The sequence below is a fragment of the Mesorhizobium sp. M0139 genome (assembly GCF_040322455.1).
GTDB lineage: Bacteria > Pseudomonadota > Alphaproteobacteria > Rhizobiales > Rhizobiaceae > Mesorhizobium.
On record NZ_JAMYTN010000010.1, the window covers coordinates 110,899 to 133,833 of the forward strand.

The following is a 22,935-nucleotide window of genomic DNA, read 5'->3' on the forward strand; positions in this document are numbered from 1 at the left end:
TACTGCCACATCGCATCTCTGTCATGCCATGGCGAGCCGGTGACATCTGCTTGCGCAACAGCGTGAACGCTGGCGTGCCCACCATTCGCCCGCATCCGGGAGCGCGGGCTCGGGTTAATGCAACTCGGCCAGCAACGCCTGTGCCTCGGCGAGGTTCTTTTCGGAACCGGCGGCGAGATCGTCCATCTTCTTGTCACGGAAGATGACGAGCGCGTCCTGGCATGCGGCGATCGCTTCCTGTGCCATCGCCTTGTCCTTGTGGGCGGCGCCCAGATCGACCAGCACGTCGCACAGGCTGTCCTGCGTGAAGGCGACAGCCGGCACCGAATTGATCTTCTTTTGCACCACGATCGCCTCGCGCAGGACCAACACCGCCTCCTCGAAATGCGCGACATTGTTTTCGGCGCGGCCGGCCATGGTCAAGGCATAGCCCATCTCGTTGCGCGCATTGGCCCAACGTTCGGGATCGCGGTCGCGACCGAGCTGCTCGGCAAGCGCCCGGTTGACGACAATCGCCTCCTCGTACAATTCAGCCGAAGGCTCGCGGGCCGCGATCATGCTCAGCGTCTGCGCGAGACTGGTCTGGTTGGTGATCCAGAGATCGGGATCGCGGGTGATCGTTCGCACCGTGGCGAGGTCGCGGTAGATCTGAGCGGCTCGTTTCAGCTTGCCGACATCGTTCGCCCAGTAACCAAGACTCGACAGCCCGCCGGCGAGATTGTTCTGATTGTTCTCCCAGACAGCCAGCGCATTCTCGCGCGTTACCACGCTGAGCGCTGCGTCATAGGCGGCAATCGCGCGGGTGAGCAACTCGACGTCCTTGCCGTCCGCGGCCATCAGCAAGGCATTGCCGATATCGCCCTTGGTGCGCGCCCATTGCATGCGGTTGGGAAAACCGTCGTAGATCCGCGCTGCCGTCTCGAAGCTCTGCACGGCCTTGGCGTAGAACGTGGCGTCGCCACCAATCCGGCCCTGGCTGTAGAGGGCAAAGCCGAGGTCGTAATTGATATTGGCCCACTCCTCCGGGTCGGCGTCCTTGGAGTAGGCGGGGAGCGCGGCTTCCAGCATGTCGGCTGCTTGCGCCAGCAAGTCCAGGTTGGATGTATTGTCGCCCAGGATCGACAGGGTCTGGCCGAGCACGCGCCGCGTCTGGCCGATCTCCGTGACATCACCGCCTTTCGTCTGCCCGTCGAGCGCCGCCCGCAGCGCGTTGACCGATTGCTGCAGCAGTTGATCGTCAGAGGCCAGCTTGCCTGACATCATCAACGCGCAGCCGAGGCGGAATTCCGTCTTGGCCCAATTGGCTGGGTCCTTGTCGCGGGTGCGAACCCTGAGCACCTGACCGTAGACATCGATCGCCTGCCGCAGGGTCGAGATGTCCCCCGCGCGTTCGCCCCAGTTCGATAGCGTGCCTGCAAGGCTGTAACCAATCGAAGCGAACTCGCCCGGCGCGGCGGTTGCGGTATAGACCTCCCATGCCTGACGATACGCGGTCACCGCCTGAATGTAGTAATCGGTTCCCGTATCGAGATCGCCGAGCGTGTCGTTGACCGATCCCAGATTCTGCTGCAGCGAAGCCCAGTCGAGCGGCAGTTTCTCACGCGGATATTCGGACAGAGCGGCCTGGTACGTGGTGGCTGCCTGCAGCAGCAGTTCCTTGTTCTTCTGCTTGGCGCCGAGGCGCTGCAAGGCGTTGCCGAGCGTCAGCTGGCCGTTGGCCCAGCTCGCCGCGGCGTGCTCGCGCGTCCAAACCGTAAGCGATGCCTCCGCCGCCTCCCGCGCGCGCTGCAACGCGGCGATATCGCCGTTGATCTCGCCGATCGACTCGAATGCGGTGCTCAAATTGTTCTGGATGGTCGCCCATTGCGCCGGCGCGCGTTCCCTGGTCATCTCCTCAGCCGCCGCCTGGAAGGCCGCGACCGATTGCTCAAGCGTCGGTACATCCTTTTCGCGCGCGCCGAGGCTCGCCAGAACGACACCCAGATTGATCTGGCTCAATGCCCAGTCGAGCGGTACGCGCTCTCTGTTGTATTCCGTCAATGCCGCACGATGCGCCTCGATCGCCGCGCGGAAACTGTCCGATGTGGTCTGGCGGTCGCCGATTTCGGACAGCACGATGCCGAGATTGTTCTGCGTCGCCGCCCATTCCAGCGGTAGTTTCTTCAACGACTGCACCTCGAGCGCCGAGCGGAATGCCGCGACAGCCCGCTCCAGAAGCGCCGTCCCGTTCTCGCGCCGGCCGAGCCGCCAGTAGACCGTGCCCAGATTGCCATAGGTCGATGCCCAGTCGTCGGGGTAGGCGTCATGCGTATAGACGGTCAGCGCCTGCTCATAAGCGGCAGCTGCCTTGTCGAGGTTTTCGCGGCCGGCTTCCCGTTCGCCCAACGTAGCAAGCGTGGCGCCCATATTGTTCTGGGTGGCCGCCCAAAGTAGCGGCAACTTTTCGCGGGTGACATAGGTCAATGCCTGTTCATAGGCTGTCAGGGCCTGGGCGAGATACGCATTGTCGCCGGAGAAGTCCCCTTGTTCCGACAGAGCGTTGGCCTCTGCCGCCTTGTAGTAGAACGCGTCTTCGTCGCTCCATTTGGCAGCCTGCTCGAAGGCCTTGGCGTAATCCTGCGCCGCCTCCTTGAAGTTGAAGGAGATTTCATAAGTCCTGGCACTGCTGGCGAAGACCTTTGCGAATTCCAGCCGCTTTGCCTTCAGCTCGGCCTCGGCCTGGTCGACCGTAGACGAAAGTTCGCCGATGCGGGCCTTGGCCTGCTCGTTGAATTTCTGCGCCGCTTCGAGCGCGCCTTCCTGAACCGCCTGTTCGGCGAGTTTCGATAGCCTGGCAATTTCGGGGTCCGGGTTTTTCAAAGTCTCGCGTTCAGCCAACACGTGTTTCAGCCGTTCGGTCTGGCCACGCAGCAGCTTGTCGAGCTCAGCCGGATCCTTGGGTATGTCGACCCCGAGCGCCTTCAGCATGGCGTAGAGCCCATCCATCGGCACCTTGCCGTCACGCGATATGGTTTCGATCTGGCGGCGCTCCGGCTCGGGTAGCGTCGAGATGGTCAGCAGGAGCTGGCGCCGCTCCCTGAGGATTTCGCCCTCATCACCTTTCGGCGCCTCGGCGGGGGTACCGAAATAGAGCAGCCGGCGCAGGCTCTCATTGACCCAGGGCCGCTGCTGGCCATTGGTCTTGAGATAGACCTCCTCGCCGATCATGCGCAAAACGGTGCCGAATTCCTCGCCGCCCATCGTGTCGATGTGGCGCAGGATCGCCGCCGCATATGGGCTGTTGCCGTCGGCCGGACCGTCGAGCGCAACTTTACCGGGTTCGGCGGCAAAGGCGATGACCTGGCCGAGGCTGTCGTCGGCAGAGCCCTTGGCCTGGTCTCCCGACTTGAACGCAACGACGCCGCGCGTTTCGCCGAGGCCGCCCGCGCCGATCGGCTTGCCTTCATCATCCGGCGCCAGCTTCAAGAGCGTGCCCGGCGGGAACGGATCGTTGCGGCAGGCGTCGAGCAACACGATGGTGACCGGCACCTTGGCCTTCAGTTCGGCGACGATGGCCGACAGCGGCACCAGCTTCTCGCCGGCGTCGTCGAGCGCCGAAATGTCGGCATCGACAGGCAACAGATAATTCTCGCCGCCGGCTTCGATGCCATGACCCGAATAGTAGATGATGGCGACGTCTGCTCCCTCGGCGTCGTCGACGAAGCCTTCGAGATCGCGCCGCAATTTGCGCGCGTCGCGGTTGGTGGCGACATCGGTCTCGAAGCCGAGCTTGTCGAGCATCTCCTCGATGGCGCGGGCGTCGTTTTCCGGATTGGGCAATTTGCCGACATGCTGGTAGCCGGACTGACCGATGACCAGCGCCACGCCTTTCAGCGCCTTCGGCTCTTCAGCCCACGCAGGGAGAAGCGTGCACAGGCACAGCAGCAGTGCCGCGGCTATCGCCGCACACGCGCGCCCCATCGCACCTGCTGTTCGCCCAAAGAGCATCGTCTATCCCAAACCCGGCGATATCTTCCGCAGCCGAGATGGCATCATGATGGCCGGCTGATGGCAAGTCCTTGGGCGAGCTGTGTTCTTGTGGTGGATATGCGTACGAGGCGGCTGGCTTTCAGCGTGCGAGCGGTAGTGTTCAGCATGCCGGATACGGCCAGTCCGGCCTGTTCATGAGTGGACAGGTCCGGACTTGTTGAGCAGTCGTCTGGCCCCGTAGAGCCTCTTTCTCTCAATGTTTCCGGGCGAGGGGGCCACGGTTGGATGCGCGGGATTGGCACTTTTGCGTCAGCCGGCTTTTTTGGTCCGCAACGAGACCCCGACTTCGCGACGCATCTTTTTAAAATCGAAGGAATGAACTGGTGCTGCGAGAGAGGATTGAACTCTCGACCTCTCCCTTACCAAGGGAGTGCTCTACCACTGAGCTACCGCAGCCGCTGATGGCGGGGCTTCTGCCATATAGAACCGGCAAGCGCAAGGCGTCTGTGAAAGGCTTTGCCAGACAAGTTTCGCTGACACGGCGGCGCCACAATGCTAGCTATCCCTTGAACAGCAGGCCCTGCCAGTCGCGGGCGGGACGGAACGATGGACGACAAGACAATTCCACCGAAAAAGGCTGATCCGGAAAAAAAGGACGGGACTGACCGCAAGGACCGTCTGGCCGAGCAGCTGCGCGCCAATCTCACGAAGCGCAAGACGCAAGCGCGCTCGCGGCGCACCGGTGATCCTGACCAGCGGCCCGAAGGACTGCCGGCTGCTGAAAAAATGCACAAGGACTGACCGATATCAGCCACACTGGCCGGTCACCTTGGCCAAAGGGGCTCAGAAATCCTATTTCTTGAACCAAGCCGGCCAATGGTCTAGACGGGCCGATACTCAAACTGACGAAAACCGGCCTATCGGGCCGAGGGGACATTCTCTCATGGATCGCATCAGAATTGTCGGCGGCAACAAGCTCGCCGGAAGCATTCCGATTTCGGGCGCGAAAAACGCCGCTTTGCCGCTGATGATCGCCTCGCTGCTCACCGACGACACGCTGACGCTGGAAAACGTGCCGCATCTGGCCGATGTAGAGCAGCTGATCCGCATTCTCGGCAATCACGGCGTCGACTATTCGGTCAACGGCCGCCGCGAGAAGCAGAATGAGGGCTATTCGCGCACCATCAATTTCTCGGCCCGCAACATCGTCGACACGACCGCGCCTTACGAGCTGGTGTCGAAGATGCGGGCATCGTTCTGGGTGATCGGCCCGCTGCTGGCCCGCATGGGCGAGGCGAAAGTGTCGCTTCCCGGCGGTTGCGCCATCGGCACGCGGCCGGTCGACCTGTTCCTCGAGGGCTTGCAGGCGCTGGGCGCCGACATCGATGTCGACACCGGCTATGTGCTGGCCAAGACCAGGAACGGCCGCCTCGTCGGCAATCGCTATGTCTTCCCGAAAGTCTCGGTCGGCGCCACCCATGTGCTGATGATGGCGGCGGCGCTGGCCAAGGGCGAGACGGTGCTGGAAAACGCCGCCTGCGAGCCCGAAATCGTCAACCTCGCCGAATGCCTCAACGCCATGGGCGCCAAAATTTCCGGCGCCGGCACGCCTGTTATCACCATCGATGGCGTCGAGTCGCTGTCGGGCGCGCGCGTGCGCGTCATCCCCGACCGCATCGAGACCGGCACCTATGCCATGGCGGTGGCCATGACCGGCGGTGATGTCGTGCTCGAAGGCGCCCGCCCCGAGCTGCTGCAGACCGCGTTGGATGTGATTGCCCAGACCGGTACCGAGATCACGCCGACCAATTCCGGCATTCGCGTCCGGCGCAACGGCGCCGGCATTTCGCCGGTCGACGTCATGACGGCGCCGTTCCCGGCCTTCCCGACCGATCTGCAGGCGCAGTTCATGGGCCTGATGACCATGGCCAAGGGCAAGTCGCGCATCACCGAGACCATCTTCGAAAACCGCTTCATGCATGTGCAGGAACTGGCCCGGCTCGGCGCCCACATCACGCTGTCCGGCCAAACGGCGATCGTCGACGGCGTCGCCAAGCTGAAGGGCGCACCCGTGATGGCGACCGATCTGCGCGCCTCGGTGTCGCTGGTCATCGCCGGTCTGGCGGCCGAAGGCGAAACGACGGTCAACCGCGTCTACCACCTCGACCGCGGTTTTGAGCGGCTGGAAGAAAAGCTCTCCAATTGCGGCGCGGTGATCGAGCGGATTTCAGCTTGACCGCACGGCAGTTGCTTCAGACAGACAGGCGTCTGGTGCTGCCTTCATTCACCGCCAACACTTCAAACCCGAGGCGCTAGCCTCGGGTTGAATTTGTGTCGCGGTTGCACGGACCGGAAAGACCGCCTAACAGAAGGCTGAAACCAACTTTCAGGTGTGCATTCGGCATGGCAGCCCTCAAACTCATTGCGCTCGACGATCAGGATCTGAGCATCGTCTCGGCTCACGTCCAGGACGCCGTAATGAAGGTCTCCGACCTCGAATACCTGCCTTCGGCCAAGCGTTTCATATTGACCATGAACCGCTTCGTCTGGGAGGCGAAATCCGGACTGTTCAGCAAGCACAATGAGCGGCGCCAGGCGGTGTTGCATTTCGACCGCGTGCTCGGCGCCAAGACCAGCGGCATTGCCCGCGATCGGCCGGCCGAGGTGCTGTCGCTTCTGGCAATCAGCTTTATCGAAATCAGCAAGCCGGCCGGCATCGTCGAGTTGGTCTTTTCCGGCGGCGGCGCGATCATGCTCGACGTCGAATGCATCGAGGCACGGCTTGCCGACATAGGCGGCGCCTGGGAAGCCACCTCGCGTCCGGTGCATAGGGTCTAGAGCATGATCCCAAAAAGTGGGTGCCGGTTTTTGTTGGACAAAACGGGAATCGTTTGTCCAGAGATCATGCTCCAACAAAGGGCTAGATCATGATGAGATTTCAACCAAATCTCACCATGATCTAGACGCAGCCGATGGCCATTACGCTTATCCAGTCCGATGCCGGTTTCGCGCAGCGTTTCGCCGCCTTCCTGACCACCAAGCGGGAGGTATCGGAGGACGTCGACACTGCCGTGCGCGCCATCATTGCGCGGGTTCGTGCCGAGGGCGACGCTGCCCTGGTCGACTACACGCTGAAATTCGACAAGGCCGACCTCAATAGTCTCGGCATCGCCGTGTCGAAGGACGACATCGCTCAGGCCTACAAAGACGCCGATCCGCAGACGGTCGAGGCGCTGAAGTTCGCCCGCGACCGCATCCGATCCCATCACGAACGGCAAAAGCCGCAAGACGACCGCTATACCGATGCCGCCGGCGTCGAACTGGGCTCGCGCTGGACAGCGATCGAGGCGGTCGGGCTCTATGTGCCCGGGGGCACGGCGAGCTATCCAAGCTCGGTGCTGATGAACGCCGTGCCGGCCAGGGTGGCAGGCGTCGAGCGCATCGTCATCGTCGTGCCGGCGCCAGGCGGTGTCATCAACCCGCTGGTGCTGGTGGCCGCCGATATATCAGGCGTTTCGGAGATCTACCGCGTCGGCGGCGCGCAGGCGATTGCCGCCCTTGCCTATGGCACCGAGACGATCCGGCCGGTCGCCAAGATCGTCGGGCCCGGCAATGCCTATGTCGCCGCCGCCAAGCGCCAGGTGTTCGGCACGGTCGGCATCGACATGATCGCCGGACCGTCTGAAGTGCTGGTGGTGGCAGACGGCAGCAACGACCCCGACTGGATTGCCGCTGATCTTCTCGCTCAGGCCGAGCATGACGTGTCGGCGCAGTCGATCCTCATCACCGACGATCCGGCCTTCGGCAAGGCCGTCGAACAGGCGGTCGAGCGGCAGCTGCAGAGCCTGTCGCGCGCCGAGACGGCGGCTGCCAGCTGGCGCGATTTCGGTGCGGTGATCCTGGTGGAGACCATCGAGGCCGCGCTGCCGCTGGTCGACCGCATCGCCGCCGAACATGTGGAACTCGCCATCGACGATGCCGAGGGCTTCCTGGCCAGGATGCGCAATGCGGGTGCTGTGTTTCTGGGACGCCATACGCCCGAAGTCATCGGCGACTATGTCGGCGGCTCCAACCACGTGCTGCCGACGGCGCGTTCGGCGCGCTTCTCTTCGGGCCTGTCGGTGCTCGATTTCGTCAAGCGCACCTCGATCCTGAAGCTCGGGCCGGAGCAGCTGAGAGCACTTGCGCCGGCGGCGATTGCGCTGGCCAAGGCGGAAGGCCTCGACGCGCATGGCCGCTCCGTCGCCATCCGGCTGAACATGTAGGCGGCGATGGCGGACGGCGATCAAACCCGCGCAAGGCTGATCGATGTCGAGCTCGACGAGTCGATCGGCCGTTCGACGCCCGATGTCGAACATGAGCGCGCGGTGGCGATCTTCGACCTGATCGAAGAAAACAGCTTTCAGCCGGTCAATGATGACGGCGCCGGGCCCTATCGGCTGAAGCTCTCGCTGGCCGAATCCCGGCTGGTGTTTGCGGTCGCCCGCGAGGATGGTGCTGATGTCGTCACCCATATCCTGTCGCTGACGCCGCTCAGGCGCATCGTCAAGGACTATTACCTGATCTGCGAAAGCTACTACGACGCCATCCGCTCCTCGACGCCGAGCCATATCGAGGCGATAGACATGGGCCGGCGCGGCCTGCACAATGAAGGCTCCCAGACGTTGATGGACCGGCTGGCAGGCAAGATCGACATCGACTTCGACACGGCGCGGCGGCTGTTCACGCTGGTCTGCGTGCTGCACTGGCGGGGTTAGACCTGACTGGGGCGCCCCGCTCGATCCTGTTTTTGTGCGGCATGAACGCCGTGCGCTCGCCGATGGCCGAGCAGCTGGCGCGGCGCATGCTGCCGCCGGCCACTTTCGTCGCCTCTGCCGGCGTGCACAGGGGCGAGCGCGATCCGTTCGTCGACGCGGTGCTGGCCGAAGAGGGCCTGACGCTGGGCGAGCGCCAGCCGCGCTCGATGGACGATCTCGAGGACGATTATTTCGACCTGATCGTCACCCTGGCGCCGGAAGCCCACCACGCCGCGCTCGAGCTCACCCGCTCGCTTGCCGTCGACGTCGAATACTGGCCGATGCCGGATCCGACCGATGTCGGCGGCAGGCGCGAGCAGATCATGGCCAGCTATCGCGACGTGAGAGAACGGCTGAAAGCGCGCATCAGCCGACGTTTTCTGCTTCCGGAGGTAAAAAACGCGGCGGATTGATGCATCTCGCTCAAAAGCGGTCCCGGTTTTGAGACAACGACATGCATAAAACGAAAGCGTGGAGCGCGTCGCATATGACGCGATCTAAGCGTGTTCACAAGCGCACGATTATCATATAGGTTCCGCCGAAATTCCGGCCTGGGCGCTCCAGGGCGCCGGAACTGCAATCCAAGCAAAGGTATCGAATGCCGAAGGAAGAAGTCCTCGAGTTTCCGGGTGTCGTGACGGAATTGTTGCCCAACGCGATGTTCCGGGTGAAGCTCGAAAACGAACACGAGATCATCGCCCATACGGCTGGCCGCATGCGCAAGAACCGCATCCGTGTGCTGACCGGCGACAAGGTCCTGGTCGAGATGACGCCCTATGACCTGACCAAGGGCCGCATCACCTACCGTTTCAAGTAACAGTCCGGCGCGAACCGCGATGAGCATCCTGCAGAAGCTCGTGCTTGCCTCTGGTTCGCCGCGCCGGATCGAACTGTTGCAACAGGCCGGCATCGAGCCGGACCGCGTGCTGCCGGCCGATGTCGACGAAACGCCGCTGCGCGCCGAACATCCGCGCTCGCTGGCCAAGCGGCTGTCGAAGGAAAAGGCCGAGAAGGCGCTGGCCTCGCTGAAAAGCGAGGAAGACTATGCGCCAAGTTTCGTGCTGGCCGCCGATACGGTGGTGGCGGTCGGACGCCGCATCCTGCCCAAGGCCGAGACGCTGGACGACGCCGCCAATTGCCTTGGACTGCTTTCGGGCCGTTCGCACCGGGTCTATTCCGGCATCTGCCTGATTACGCCGGGCGGCAAGCTGCGCCAAAGGCTGGTTGAATCCAGGGTACGCTTCAAGCGGCTTCCACGCGAGGAGATCGACGCCTATGTCGCCTCCGGCGAATGGCGCGGCAAGGCCGGCGGCTATGCCGTCCAGGGTCTCGCCGGTTCGTTCGTCGTCAAGCTGGTCGGCTCCTATACCAACATTGTCGGCCTGCCGCTCTACGAGACGGTGGCGCTGCTTTCGGGCGAAGGCTTCAAGGTCCACACCAGCTGGCATACCGCGCGGCCATGAGCCTGGACGATAAGGTCACACCACTGCGCCCGAAGCGCCCCTGCCCCGAATGCGGCAAGCCGTCGGCGCGCGAGACCTATCCGTTCTGCTCGAAGCGCTGCAAGGACATCGACCTCAACCGCTGGCTGAAGGGCGCCTATGTCATCACCGCGCGGGATGACGAGGACGAGAGCGACGAGCCGAAGTAGGGTTTGGGCGGTGCCGGCCGCGCAATTCCACTTCGCCGACCTTACGCAATTGCTGCTTTGCCGGCGTCGGTATTGTCTGCGACAATTGCCCCGGAAAATCAGCGCTTAGGCGCTGGACAGGCCGGATTCCCGTGCTATAACCCACGCGCTTTCAAGGGGTGCCCCACGGCGCTTTCCTGAAATCCGGTCAGGCGATGTCTCGTTTGCCGGCGAGGCCCAGATAGCTCAGTTGGTAGAGCAGCGGACTGAAAATCCGCGTGTCGGTGGTTCGAATCCGCCTCTGGGCACCATCCGCTCTTCTCCCGACACTCCCTTTCGCCGAAGTTTCTACGCTGGAGTTTCTGCAAGCGACCGGAATTGTTGATCTTTTGCAGTCGCATGACGCAATTAAGCGGGACAGGGAACGCTTCAGGCGCATTTGGTCCAACGAGGCGGGGGGATGGTATTTCCGTTGGTATTCGACATCCTGATGGTATCGAAACAGCCAAGGGAGACCTGACGAATGCCCCTCTCCGACGTGAAATGTCGAAGCGCCCGCCCCGCTTCCAAACTCGTGAAATTATCTGACGGGGGCGGGCTGCAGCTGTGGGTACAGCCTACGGGCTCTCGCCTCTGGCGGCTCGCCTACCGCTTTGAGGGCAAGCAGAAACTGCTCGCGCTGGGCAGCTATCCCCTTATCTCTCTCGCCGAGGCACGGGAGGCGCGCGATAATGCTAAAAGGCTCCTGCTAGCTGGCGTCGACCCTGGAAAGGAACGCAGCTTGCGGAAGGCCGATTCGGCAAAGGACTCCTTTCGCTCAATCGCGGACGAATATGTCGACAAGCTAAAGAAGGAGGGACGTGCCGACCGGACGATCAGCAAGGTCAATGGCTGCTCGATTTTGCCTATCCGATAATCGGCGACAAGTGCATTCGGGAGATCGATACGGCCACCATCCTTACCGCCCTCCGTCGCGTCGAGGTTCGCGGTCGATACGAGTCGGCCAGGCGACTGCGCTCCACCATCGGCAGCGTGTTTCGATACGCAATCGCGACGGCACGCGCCGAGACAGATCCGACCTTCGCCCTCAGAGGCGCACTCATCAGTCCGACTGTAACGCCTCGCGCCGCGATCACTGATCCGAAGGCCTTGGGCGGTTTGCTGAGGGCAATCTATGCATTTGACGGACAGCCTACAACCCGAGCTGGTCTGAAGCTGATGGCGCTGATGTTTCCCCGCCCCGGCGAGCTTCGCTCCGCTGAATGGGAAGAGTTCGATTTTGAAAGCTCGGTATGGACCATCCCTGAGGCACGCATGAAAATGCGACGGCCGCACCGCATACCCCTATCAAGGCAGGCGATCAGCGTCCTGACTTCACTGAGAGAGATCTCTGGTGGTGGATCGCTGCTGTTTCCTAGTGTTCGATCGGCTTCGCGTCCGATTTCCGATAACACGCTTAACGCCGCGCTGCGCCGTATGGGTTACGGCAAGGAAGAAGCAACCGCGCATGGTTTTCGAGCAACGGCATCAACTCTGCTGAACGAATGCGGCAAGTGGCATCCGGACGCGATAGAGCGGCAGCTGGCCCACATTGAGAACAACGACGTTCGGCGCGCCTACGCCCGGGCAGAGCATTGGGACGAGCGCGTCAAGATGATGCAGTGGTGGGCCGATTATCTGGATGAACTCAAGAGCAAAAACCTGCGGGTGATCTCAATCGAGGGACGCCGCAAGCCTGCTGTCCACACACCGCGACCATCCACTTTGAACCCAACAGCGGCCGTTCATCAAACGCCGATACAAATCTCCAACCGCCGGAATCATACTGACCGTCGAAAAACGCCACAACTCAACGCCAAATCGTAGGCCCGCATTGTCAGATTTCCTGGAGAGAAAGTTGGACCGCGTTCGGCGGGAAGCTGCCGTTCTGCAGCCGACCCCATTTCCGTCTTTCAAGCTGCCGATGGCCGGTTCCGAAACCGGCCATCTACCCGGCCCGGAGCCGGGGCGCTATTAGAGCGAGAATCCCGTGGGCAGTGTGCGGTCCGTCCTTTCGCCGGCATTAGTCCGTGGATCCGCTATCCCCGCCCGACTTTAACCTCCACAACCTTCCTCTCCATAGATCCGGGACAAGCCCTTGATGCGCGTCGCGATCGCGTCGACGAGGCGACCAACGATCTCATGGATGATCCCCTCCTGGCGAAGCTCTTGGGCGCACTCCGATGCCATGTCGGGCATCACCGCGAGCTGATGGCGGATTGTCCGCACCGTGTACTCGCTGCCAACCTTTGCTGAGGACGCACAGCGCCCCCAGTGGCGCGGCATGATCTCCTCGATGGGATAGACCCTGTCGATCTTCATCGCCAGTTTAAGGTCGCGCATCTCAGATTGGATCTCTCCCCCGAGGTGCGGCAGAATGGAGGAGATGTCGTAGAGCGGAGCTAGGCGGGCCTCGCCCTGGGCACCGAGCAGCATCGAGTAGTTCTTTGCATGCGCGTCCGTGCCGGCGATGATCCAGTTGAAGACGTTCGCGGCCATGAAGATCTGACGGTCTTGGACGGGGTCGAGGGAGGCCGACAGCACCTTTCTGGAGATCGTCGTGATACCTGGCCCACCCTGGTTCTCGTACTTGAGCGTCGGCATCACCGACAGGGCCTGGCACATGTCCTCCTGATGGATGCGGATGGTCTTGCCCTCGATGTTGCGGCGGTCGTAGCGCTCGATAACGATCGCCTTTTCGCCTGCGAAGTCGAGAACCTGGCTATGTGCAGCATCCATGCCGAGCTTGGATGCAAGCTGCAGGCAGAAATGCTCGTTCTCGGTATGCCCGTGCAAGTGCGGCAAAGGCGGCTTGAAGATGTGTGTCGTGGGCGTGTCGCCTAGAGGGATCCCCCAGCGATTGCTGCCCTTATCGAAATAGAACGCCGTCTTTGCCTGCGCACCAGCGAGACTGAACTGACCAGGATCGCCGATTCGCCGGGTCGCTGCACCATCCTTGCGCAGGTCGCGCAGGCGGTCGCCGATCTGCGCCTCGGTGAGCAACTCCACGTTCTCGCCGCGGGAAACCTGATCGTCACGCGGAAGGAACTGGACGGCGCCCGCGCAGTCGCGGCCGACGTTCTTGAGCAGGGCAAACGGGTTTCGGGCGGAGACCTGGAATCTCTGGGCCCATCTGGCGAGGGTCTGCTCATTATCCGGCAGCAGGCCCCAGAGGAATGCCTCGACGACCTTGCCCTCGTAGGTCCTGGTGATCGTCGGCATTGACAGGGAGAGCGGGATCGCCACCCGGCCCTCCATCCATGCCTCGTGGTAGGAGAACGAAAGCTTACCGCCCTGCAGGTGGTGGAGCCCCCCAACTGGTCTGCCAGCGATATAGACGCCGAGGGTGTCGATCGGGTTCACCATGATCATCGTCACCTAGAGCTTGTAGGGAATCTCGTCGTCGTCATCGTCGACATGCCGTTCTTCGGCATTATGATGATGATTAGCAGCCGACGTCGGCGCCGGCGGGATCTGAAAGTCCAGCTCCACACCAAGCGTGGTCAGCGCCAGCAGCACGTTGCCGATCTCGGCGCTGGGCTTGCCGTTCTCGATCCACGACACCCACGTCTGCGTGGTGTTGATCATCTTGGCCAAGGCAGCCTGTGACAGGCCGCGCCGGGTGCGGGCCTCCTTGATCAGCATACCAATGTCGCGAGCTGTTCTGATCTTCATGGCGTATATCGGTTTCAGTATGATCTAGCTTGATATAGAATCGTATATTACAGGCGTCAATATGCGCCGCTATATCAATTTTCGCTATATATGTTCCCATATGGGCGATCTCCATATACTAACTTATATAACTCATTGCGCCACGCAAACACTATCGGCATGTGCGATCAAACCTTCGACAGGGTACCATCGAGAATGACCGCGCGCTGGTCGAGAACTGGAACGACGTTGTTGGCCTGGACCAGACTGTCAGGTCTTGGTAAGACTTGGCGATGAGCGGTCAGTTCGGCATCCCGCCCGCTTGGTGTCGGACTGCAGGTCTCGCCTCAGCCGGCCCCGCGCATAGACCCAGGTTTCGTGACCATCTATCCATCAGTTGGGCAGCGGCAGCTGGCCCTGGTTTGACCACGAGGTTGAGCTTGCACCCGGACTGACGACCAGCTCGTCCGCCTTTTCGGCTCTCGAAGGAATCGCCGACATCACTCATATTCGGACGTCCCCCACCCATGTTCTAAATCGGCTTTGGCCATACTTGTGCGCATGCTAAGCGTTGAAGCGCTAACGCCTCTGTTTATGGGACTTCGAAATAGCTTGCGGGAAATCATCGCTAGAATCCTTAACTTGCTTTGCCGCTCGAACGACGCGGTCGATGTACAATCAAAGTTTATCGATCTTGCGCCAACCGAGAAGGCAGACGAGGCAGGAGTATATTCCGATGCGCTCCTGTACGCGACGAGCAATCCCAGAGTTTCGAACATCGCTTTGACCGGGCCTTATGGCTCGGGAAAAAGCAGCATCATCAGGGCCTTCCTAAAAAAATACCGGCATCCAATTCTGCAGATATCGCTCGCCGCGTTCCTTCCTGAGGCAACCGCCTCCGGTGGCGCTGTGAGCAAACAGGAGATCGAGAGAAGCATCCTTCAACAGATGCTCTATGGCGCGGATGCGAACCAGCTGCCGCTCTCGCGATTTAAGCGAATTAGGTCGCCCAGTAGATGGTCGATCTTGCTTTCTCTGTACGTGATCCTTGGCGTCGTGGCCTGTTGGCATCTTTTCCAAAAACGCGATGACGTCATCAATGGCAGCTTCTTCCTGCCTCTTTCGATAAGTAACTGGCCCACTTTTCTGTGGTTTGCCGTGGGAGCATCGTTCCTCTGGCTGACGGTCTACCAATTCTACAAGATCAGCTTCGGCCTGTCTCTCAAGAGTATTTCTCTAAAAGATATTGAGATCACACCTGTGGCGGTCAGCCAAGAATCGATTCTTAATCGGCATTTGGACGAGATTATATACTTCTTTCAGTCAACGAAGTATGTTCTCGTCATTATCGAAGATCTCGACAGGTTCAACAATTCCGAGATATTCATTACTCTCCGCGAGATAAATAGCCTCGTAAATGCGAATGCTGGCGTGAAGCGGACAATACGCTTCCTTTACGCATTACGCGATGACATGTTCGCCAACACGGACAGAACGAAGTTCTTTGAGTTCATCATCCCCGTCATACCAGTCATCAACAGCTCGAACTCGATCGATAAAGTCCTGGAGCAGGGGAAGCGGCTTTCGCTGGACAGTCGACTTGATCGCCAGTTTCTACGTGAAGTTTCGCGATATCTGAACGACCTGAGGCTCATACAAAACATTTTCAATGAGTATGCCATCTATGTCGCTAATCTGGAGACTGATGGCGACAATGTGCTGGACGCAAACAAACTCCTAGCGGTTCTGATATATAAGAATGTATTCCCGAGTGACTTTGAGAGCCTTCATCGTGGCAAGGGCAATCTCGCGGAGATCCTTGGCAAGCATGATGAGTTTATCGCTCGCGGTGAGGCAGAATATAAGGCCGCTATTGAGCGCATCGAGCATGAGGCCGACGTTGCCGAACGGCAAATTCCAGCCGATCTGCTCGATCTCCGCCGAATTTATGCGATGGCGTTGTTTGAGAAACTACCTGCTCAGGCGTCCCACATCGGTCAGAATGGACAGACCCAGATTGAGATTAGCACACTCGCGAGAAGTGAAAATTTCGACCAGATCATCAGTAGCCAAACTATTACCTATCGTAGTCTCAACGGGTATCACCAGACCATCAACATCTCGAGCTTGCAGTCCGAGGTCGATAGTCTGAGGACGTTTGCGCAGCGCAAGGAAGAGGTTGAGCAGCGGACTGCTGAGGCTAGGAGCTCTACCTCTAGAAGGCGGCGAGCGCTGCGGGAGAAGATCGCCGCTCTGCGCTCCGCTAAATTCAATGAGGTTATTCGACTGAATGTAAAAGAAATGAGCGATCTTTTTGGCGCGTTCGGCGAAAATGGCGAGCTGCCTCGCTTTCTAGTGATGGAAGGCTATATCGACGACACCTACTACCAGTATACATCGCTGTTCCATTCGGGTCGACTGTCGCCCAACGACAACAAATTTCTCATTCAGATACGCGGATTCATAAACCCGGACCCCAACTTCCTGATCGACAATGCGAAGGAAGTCGTGGCTGCGATGCGTGGCGAGGATTTCCGTCAGCACTACGTCCTCAACGTCAAGATCGTCGATTGCCTGCTGGGTGACGACGCCGCGTATGCGGACCAAGGGGCGAAGATGTTTGAGTATTTGGCTTCTGATTTCGAGGATTGCGGCGCCTTCTTCACTAGTTACTACGCAGCGGGAAAAGAAGTGCCCAAGTTGGTTGCAGGACTGCGAGCCGGGTGGCCAGGCTTCATTCCGGCTGTCCTTGCCAATCCCGGGCATCTCCCCCATGTTGGTCAGATAATCGCGCATTTGCCTGAGCCGGCCCTCAAAGCGCTGCCGGCCGCATATCCCGAGATTTCGCCATTCGTCTCCGAAAAGCTGGCTCAGATTCTCGCGCTCGGGACCAACATCGACCCGTCTCGTCTAAAGCCCCTTGGGATCGAGCTGGAAGACCTCAGAAGTATAGAAGGTTTTCCTGGAATTGCTCGCTTCCTTTTTGAAGAGGGTTCCTACACGCTCTCCGTTGAGAACCTAGAGTTCATTTTCCAAACTGTTCTAGGAGTTGACGATCTCGAGCCCTTGCGCACTCGGAATTACACGACGGTCACCGGAATCGGTAATGCGGTTCTGAGTTTAAGGATCGAGCGCGGCTTCGTTGACTATCTCAAGAACGTACTCCTGCGGCTTGAGGACAATTCGCGCGAGAGCGTGGCCACCATTCTGTCCATTATCGGTCGAGAGGATGCCGATTTTGACGATCTGAGTGCGTTCCTCGAAAGGCAGTCGGCTACCATCTCTTCCCTCGGCGATGTGCCAGTCCGTTTTCACTCACTCGTTTTCCAGTTGAGCAGAATTGAGCCTTCCTGGGAGAATTGCCTCGCCTTCATGGGCAGCGAGGCCTTCGATGCGGCAACTTTAACCGGTTTTCTGGAGACGAAGGCAGCGCTGGCGGCACTTCCGCAGCAGGCTATTCCCTCGGACGATAAGGCAGCCGCCCTGCGCCAGTTCCTGATCAACGACGACGCCCTGCAAGACGCAACGTATCGAATCTATGTCCAAAGGCTACCGAGGACCTTCATTAAATTTCCGAGTAATCTTGGCCCTGGTAAATTGCGGGTACTGATCGAGAAAGCGAGGGTCAATTTTACGAAAGAGAATGTGGACGCGCTTAGAGAGCAAATTGACCTCCGAGTCCTATTCGTGGTCGAAAACATTGATGCATATTTACAAGACGAGGCGACGTTCGCCCTCGAAGACGATTTCCGTGAGTTGCTCCTAGGCGAGAATATCGGTGACGCCCGTAAACTGGCGATCATCCGGTCAATGGATCTCACCTTGCTCGGTGGCCTGCAATCTCGGGCGGGCAAAGTGGGCGCGATCTTGGAGAGGACTGGGGCGGACGTGAGCGCTCTGGGTGTCGAAGCCGCGCGCGCGGTCATCCTGAACTCGGCACCGATCCCGGTCCAGATTTCATTGTTCAACAAGTGCCAGAAAGTCTTGGGCGACGGTGATGTACGCGAGATCCTCGCCGCCCTCCCGGAACCATTCTCCGAGATCAAGACCGGCTATCATAGCCCGAGGATCGACAAAACAGACATCAACGTTGAATTTGTGAAGTGGCTCGATGAGCGCAACATCATTTCGTCCTGGGGCGAAACGTTCTTTGGTGATTCGATTCGTATCAACCTCTACCGCCGTGACACCAGCTCCTAAGTTATGTGGACAAAGATTGACGAGGTGATGCGCTTCTGCGCGCGTCCAACGCAGCCCGCGAACGAACGGCAGCTCTTAGGATGAAGTAGGAGTGCAGCGAACGGCCGAGATTGGGCGGTGAGTTAAACTTGTCATCGCAACACCCTCTGCAACCTATCGGCCGGGGTCTCGAAGTCCAGGGTTTTTCGAGGTCGCTGATTAAGCTTCCGAGCGACGGCGTCGAGTTGATCCTGCGAGACGAGGGATAGGTTGGTGGTTCTTGGGAAGTGCTGTCTGAGCAGGCCGTTGGTGTTCTCGTTGCTGCCGCGCTGCCAAGGACTGCGCGGATCGCAGAAGTAGACCTGTAGATCGGTTGCGACGGTGAAGCTCTTGTGACGAGCCATCTCCTTGCCTTGGTCCCAGGTCAAGGAGCGCCGCAACTCCTCGGGCAATGAGCCGATCTTCTGCGCGAGAGCGGCCACCACGGTCGCCGAGTCCCTTCTCGCCAACTTCACAAGCATCGTGAACCGGCTGTGCCGTTCGACGAGGGTGACGATGTTGGTGTCGTTTGCGCCAGCGAGCAGATCACCTTCCCAATGGCCTGGGATGGCGCGATCCTCGGCCTCGGCGGGACGCTCGCGGATGGAGACCATATCGAGGATTTGTCCTTGCCTGTTGATTGCCACTGAGAACTGACCCGGCAACCCAGGATATTTCCACCGAGAATTGACCCATGTTTGACCCTTACCCTGCGTTTTTTCAGCGGGGATTACGGAGTGATCGACATGGCATTATTGAGCGTGATCCGACGCTGGCATTATCCAGAACATCTATCGATCCGAGAGATTAGCCGTAGGACGGGCCTGTCTCGGAATTACGGTGCGCAAATACCTGCGGGTGGACGAGGTGGAACCGAAGTTCAAGGTTCCAGAGCGGAATCGAACTGTAAGCTATGTATTTGACTTCAATCGGATAATATCAGTGTGGATATCGATCCGTACCCACAAAATTACCCAATCCAAAATCATACCGGTGGTTCGGTTCCGTTATCCACAGAAATTGCATCGCATGATGAGATAGATGCTATCATTTCACCAGCTCCCGCAACCTGATAGTGTCTCAGTTTGAAATTTGGCCGGCTTCTTTCCGCCGCCGTCCGGCCGTCGCGCCACGCGCCAAACTTCTATATGCTTGGTAGAAAGCCTGGGGGGATGGAATGGCAGGCGTGAAACTTTCTGGGAATGCAACGGTACTCGACGTGGTCCGAACGCTGGACCAGCCTCGGGGGTATGTTCTTGGCGTGTTCAACAACATGCACGATTACAAAAGGCGCCACGGGTCAGCATTCGTACGCATTGGCATAACGGGACGAGGTATGATGCCGAACTATCGGCTTGAACCCACCAATGACAGTGTCATGGGCTTCCTGGCCGATCTCGTCCAAGGTGGTGATGTGGATCGACATTTTGTCGCTTACCACGGTCGAAATCATGAGCAACTGGACTGGGGTCCAAAAGAACTTAAGGGGCCGCATTGGAGTAGTGCCTATTTGGACCACGAAACCGTGCGCACCCTTCTCCTAGAATTGCCTACTGGAAAGAGAACTTGAAGAATGCCTACTGGACTTAAAGGCCTGAGCGCGCCGTCAATGTCATTGGCAACGCCGTCAGCGTCATGCGCATTGTAACTGGCGAGGACGCAGACACCGTTTGACAGCAAAGACCCCGCTCAGACGGCTCCGAGTTTCAAACTGAGACGCTACCCGCAACCGGATTTATCGTATTTCATCACCTTCTCGCCTCGGCCTCCAAAATACCGGATCCTCTACCCACCGATTGATATCGGATTCGCGCCACCCCGCACCGTTGACGCTTTTTTTCAACTGAGCTGGGAAAGTACCATCGGCGATCTTACGATAGAGGGTGGAGCGGGACAGGCCGGTACGGACAAGCACGGTTCTGAGGCGGATTATACGGTCGGGTTCGGGCATGGCGCGCGGCCTCCGGCTGATGGTGATCGACACTTGCTGGGACACAGAGGGCGGCCTGCGCCAGTCCGGAAGATCCATTCCCGTCTCACCGCATCGTGGCGTGCAAACGGGGGCAAATCGGAGGGGTGTCAGAGTCCAAGGCCTCGCCCCTTCCCAATCCCATGGCTGAAGGCGAGTTCCGCGCCCAGGCGACGGCCCGAATCCACGTTGATGCCAAGCTCGCGTTTGCGGTTTGCCAGTAGGGATTCAAGTTGAGGATCGCGTTCAAGGCTCTTGGCCATGTCGGACATGGCCATGCGCGTTGACTTGTAGCCGGACATGTCGCCGGCCTGGTATTGCTCCTGTCCGGTCCGGTCGAGCTTCTGCCAGCGTTCCACGAAACGTTCCACCCGGCTGCCGGGATCGATGTCCATCCCGGTACGGATTTCCGTCTCAAGCTGGAGAGCAAGCACGACGCGGTTGACGCGGCCGGCGCTCGCTTCACGAACCAGCTCGGGATTCTTGACGTAGGCCGCTTCGGCATCGCGCCAGCCATGAGGCCGCACCTTCTCGAAAGCGATACGGGCATCCCTCAATTCGCGCATCTGGTCGGGAATGCCCTGCCCATCCGGGTTGCCGACGCCGAGGATAGCGTCGAGCGCACGCGCGTGACGGACAAGCGCCTTCGTGCGAGCGCTGCGCAACGCCGCTTCCGCGTCCACCTGCACATTCGTGTCGCTGCGGCACTCCAGTGGCGACATTGCCTCTGCCGGGCGTGGTGCCTGCATCTCCTATCCGCGTCCCGACACTTTCCCTTCCCGGCCCGCGCCCACCTTCCTGCATGGGCTCGCCGTCTGCGGGCGAGCGCAATCCGTCCAGCAGCCCGCTGATCCGGTCGCGGAGCTGTTCTGGAACGATCCGGCGCACGATCTCGACCACACGCTCGCGGAAGGTGATGCCGCGCCGCGCCGCATAGCTCCGTGCAGGGTCGATCTGCTCGTAGTCCGACGCCATGTCCTTGGCGCGGTCGCGCGAAAGAGTATGGACGAGCCGCTCCCGTGTACTGAAGTCGTCGCCGCCGTAATGCAGGTCCATCCCGTCTCGATGCCGCGACAGGGCTACGTAGCTGTCATGCGCATCCATGCCCGGCGTGGCGAGCACATGGGTCCGGTCGACGGTCATGCCCTGCGCCTTGTGAATGGTCGCGGCATAGCCATGGTCGATATGCGCGTAGTCTTTCAGGTCGAAGCGAACCGATCTGTCGTCATCGACGCGAACCATCATGTGCTGACCTCTTCGATGACACCAAGCGTACCGTTCTTGACCCCAAGCCCACGCTCGTTGCGGAGGAACATGACCCGGTCGCCGCTGGCGAAGTTTCTTGGGCCGCGTTCGACAGTCACTTGCACTTCGTCGCCGAGATCGCCGGCAGCGCGCATGCGCTCGCGCGCGGCCTGGTTGAGCGCGCGCACCTCGTCGTTTGTGTGGGTGAGGATGATCCGGCTTGCCTCTGGATGCGCCTGCCTGTCGCGATCCCAGCACTCGACGAGTTCACCTCGCGCCTCATTGCGCGTTGCAGCCTGATGCACCATGCCTTGCGCGTCGTAGGCGCTGATCGCAGCGCCGATCCTGCCGGTTGCCAGATCGCGCGTGGCGTCGCGCTGCCAGTCTTCGCGCTGCCGGCGCACCTGTCCAATCTCGACGCCGCCATGACGCTCGTGAATCGAGCGGAATGCAGCACCGGCTTCGATCGCCTGCAGCTGCTGCGGATCGCCGACGAGGACGACTTTTGCGCCAACGTTGGCGGCATGGGAGAGCACGCGCTCCAACTGGCGCGTGCCGACCATGCCGGCCTCATCGATCACCAGGACATCGCGCGTGGTGAGCAGATCGCGGCCTTGTCCCCAACTGTGTTCCATACTGGCGATGGTGCGTGACGGGATGCCTGATCCGCCTTCCAGATTCTCGGCGGCAATGCCAGAGAGTGCGGCGCCTCGGACCTCATAGCCCGCCGCTGCCCATGCCTGGCGCGCAACGCCAAGCATGGCGCTCTTGCCCGTTCCGGCAAAGCCGACGACGACACCAAGACCGCGACCGTCGGTGATGTGCGCCAGCGCATCGCTCTGCTCGCCCGACAGGATAAGCCCGCGTTGCGCAGCCCGCGCCAGAGCAGCCTCGCGATGTGCCTCACTCACCGCGTGGCGCTCGTCCAAATCGATACGCTCCGCCGCGCGATGCAGGCGCTGCTCGGTCTCGATCATCTGCCTTGTGGTGAAACGGTCTTCGCCGCGCCGGTCCTTGCCGAGTTCAACCAGATCGGGTGCGTTGCCGATGGCTGCCACGACCGCGTTGAACTGCTCCATCCCGTCGCTGTGGCGATGCGAGAACTTCGCAATGTCCTTTCGGGTGAAGGTTGATTGCTGATGCGTGATGGCGTCCAGCGCCATTCATGGATCGGCAATGATGCGCGCGCCGTTGTTGCGCGCGATCTCGCGATGCAGTTCGGCGCGATCTGCTTCAATGTCGCCAGCAGCAAGGCCACTGCCCTCAATGCGCTGCGCCGGCGCACCAATCTGGGTTTGCGGCTCCAGTGAAATGCCCTGCGCCTCCAGGCCGTTTGCACGTTAAACCGCACGTCGGCACGACGTATAAGCGCGCCCTCCCTCGAAAAATTCTCGGGATGGACCAGCCCGTCCCTG

Annotated in this window: 15 protein-coding genes, 2 tRNA genes and 4 pseudogenes; 14 read left to right on the forward strand and 7 right to left on the reverse strand. The window is 60.3% G+C overall.

Translation table 11 applies throughout. The features are described 5' to 3' along the window. Positions 1–114: 114 nt before the first annotated feature. Positions 115–3,960, reverse strand: coding sequence for a caspase family protein (locus NKJ58_RS18500; RefSeq protein WP_352519430.1), 3,846 nt, complete (start codon positions 3,958–3,960; stop codon positions 115–117). 390 nt (positions 3,961–4,350) lie between these two features. Beyond that, positions 4,351–4,425: transfer RNA gene (locus tag NKJ58_RS18505), tRNA-Thr, on the reverse strand. A 150-nt stretch (positions 4,426–4,575) separates the two neighbouring features. Between NKJ58_RS18505 and NKJ58_RS18510 the strand changes: the two genes are divergently transcribed. The 11 genes and pseudogenes from NKJ58_RS18510 (at position 4,576) to NKJ58_RS18560 (ending at position 12,261) form a co-directional block, all read left to right on the forward strand. Continuing rightward, the gene (locus tag NKJ58_RS18510; protein ID WP_023681907.1) at positions 4,576–4,770 is read left to right on the forward strand and encodes a hypothetical protein; all 195 of its coding nucleotides are present in this window, start codon (positions 4,576–4,578) and stop codon (positions 4,768–4,770) included. A 142-nt stretch (positions 4,771–4,912) separates the two neighbouring features. Then, positions 4,913–6,205, forward strand: a complete 1,293-nt coding sequence (gene murA, locus NKJ58_RS18515) for a UDP-N-acetylglucosamine 1-carboxyvinyltransferase (protein ID WP_023681908.1) — start codon at positions 4,913–4,915, stop codon at positions 6,203–6,205. 167 nt (positions 6,206–6,372) lie between these two features. Beyond that, entirely contained in the window at positions 6,373–6,807 is a 435-nt protein-coding gene (locus NKJ58_RS18520; RefSeq protein WP_023681909.1) for a DUF2948 family protein, read from the forward strand. A 134-nt stretch (positions 6,808–6,941) separates the two neighbouring features. Next, positions 6,942–8,234: a histidinol dehydrogenase gene (gene hisD / locus NKJ58_RS18525; protein WP_023681910.1), complete on the forward strand. Its 1,293-nt coding sequence runs from the start codon at positions 6,942–6,944 to the stop codon at positions 8,232–8,234. 6 nt (positions 8,235–8,240) lie between these two features. Next, a complete protein-coding gene (locus tag NKJ58_RS18530; RefSeq protein WP_023669283.1) occupies positions 8,241–8,726 on the forward strand; it encodes a UPF0262 family protein in 486 nt (161 codons plus the stop codon). Continuing rightward, positions 8,714–9,178, forward strand: coding sequence for an arsenate-mycothiol transferase ArsC (locus tag NKJ58_RS18535; protein WP_081725519.1), 465 nt, complete (start codon positions 8,714–8,716; stop codon positions 9,176–9,178). Before NKJ58_RS18530 ends, NKJ58_RS18535 begins: the two co-directional genes overlap by 13 nt. A gap of 185 nt (positions 9,179–9,363) precedes the next feature. Continuing rightward, positions 9,364–9,582 (forward strand): translation initiation factor IF-1, encoded by a 219-nt coding sequence (gene infA, locus NKJ58_RS18540; protein ID WP_006200926.1) that lies wholly within the window; start codon positions 9,364–9,366, stop codon positions 9,580–9,582. Positions 9,583–9,601: 19 nt separating this feature from the next. Further along, entirely contained in the window at positions 9,602–10,228 is a 627-nt protein-coding gene (locus NKJ58_RS18545; protein WP_023681911.1) for a Maf-like protein, read from the forward strand. Further along, positions 10,225–10,416, forward strand: coding sequence for a DNA gyrase inhibitor YacG (gene yacG, locus NKJ58_RS18550; RefSeq protein ID WP_023669280.1), 192 nt, complete (start codon positions 10,225–10,227; stop codon positions 10,414–10,416). The genes NKJ58_RS18545 and yacG overlap by 4 nt, the downstream gene beginning before the upstream one ends. Positions 10,417–10,630: 214 nt before the next feature. After that, positions 10,631–10,706 (forward strand) — tRNA-Phe (locus tag NKJ58_RS18555). A gap of 212 nt (positions 10,707–10,918) precedes the next feature. Continuing rightward, positions 10,919–12,261 (forward strand): annotated as a pseudogene (locus NKJ58_RS18560) (tyrosine-type recombinase/integrase). A 228-nt stretch (positions 12,262–12,489) separates the two neighbouring features. Here NKJ58_RS18560 and NKJ58_RS18565 read toward each other — a convergent pair. Together NKJ58_RS18565 and NKJ58_RS18570 are read right to left on the reverse strand one after the other, a co-directional pair. After that, positions 12,490–13,800, reverse strand: coding sequence for a type II toxin-antitoxin system HipA family toxin (locus NKJ58_RS18565; RefSeq protein WP_031196150.1), 1,311 nt, complete (start codon positions 13,798–13,800; stop codon positions 12,490–12,492). A 12-nt stretch (positions 13,801–13,812) separates the two neighbouring features. After that, entirely contained in the window at positions 13,813–14,109 is a 297-nt protein-coding gene (locus tag NKJ58_RS18570; protein ID WP_023707989.1) for a helix-turn-helix transcriptional regulator, read from the reverse strand. Positions 14,110–14,682: 573 nt separating this feature from the next. Between NKJ58_RS18570 and NKJ58_RS18575 the strand changes: the two genes are divergently transcribed. Beyond that, the gene (locus NKJ58_RS18575; RefSeq protein WP_502902314.1) at positions 14,683–18,288 is read left to right on the forward strand and encodes a YobI family P-loop NTPase; all 3,606 of its coding nucleotides are present in this window, start codon (positions 14,683–14,685) and stop codon (positions 18,286–18,288) included. A gap of 131 nt (positions 18,289–18,419) precedes the next feature. On the opposite strand, the pseudogene NKJ58_RS18580 reads toward NKJ58_RS18575, so the two are convergent. Beyond that, positions 18,420–18,935, reverse strand: a pseudogene (locus NKJ58_RS18580) (IS30 family transposase); the annotation flags it as partial. 117 nt (positions 18,936–19,052) lie between these two features. On the opposite strand from NKJ58_RS18580, the pseudogene NKJ58_RS18585 reads away from it, so the two are divergent. Both NKJ58_RS18585 and NKJ58_RS18590 read left to right on the forward strand, forming a co-directional pair. After that, positions 19,053–19,203 (forward strand): annotated as a pseudogene (locus NKJ58_RS18585) (helix-turn-helix domain-containing protein); the annotation flags it as partial. A gap of 280 nt (positions 19,204–19,483) precedes the next feature. After that, on the forward strand, positions 19,484–19,876 hold the full coding sequence (locus tag NKJ58_RS18590) for a hypothetical protein (protein WP_156932575.1): 393 nt from the start codon (positions 19,484–19,486) through the stop codon (positions 19,874–19,876). A 165-nt stretch (positions 19,877–20,041) separates the two neighbouring features. On the opposite strand, the gene NKJ58_RS18595 is transcribed toward NKJ58_RS18590, so the two are convergent. Both NKJ58_RS18595 and traA read right to left on the reverse strand, forming a co-directional pair. Beyond that, positions 20,042–20,257 (reverse strand): helix-turn-helix transcriptional regulator, encoded by a 216-nt coding sequence (locus tag NKJ58_RS18595; protein ID WP_031196156.1) that lies wholly within the window; start codon positions 20,255–20,257, stop codon positions 20,042–20,044. Between the two features lie 128 nt (positions 20,258–20,385). Next, a pseudogene (gene traA / locus NKJ58_RS18600) lies at positions 20,386–22,848 on the reverse strand (Ti-type conjugative transfer relaxase TraA); the annotation flags it as partial. Between the last annotated feature and the right edge of the window lie 87 nt (positions 22,849–22,935).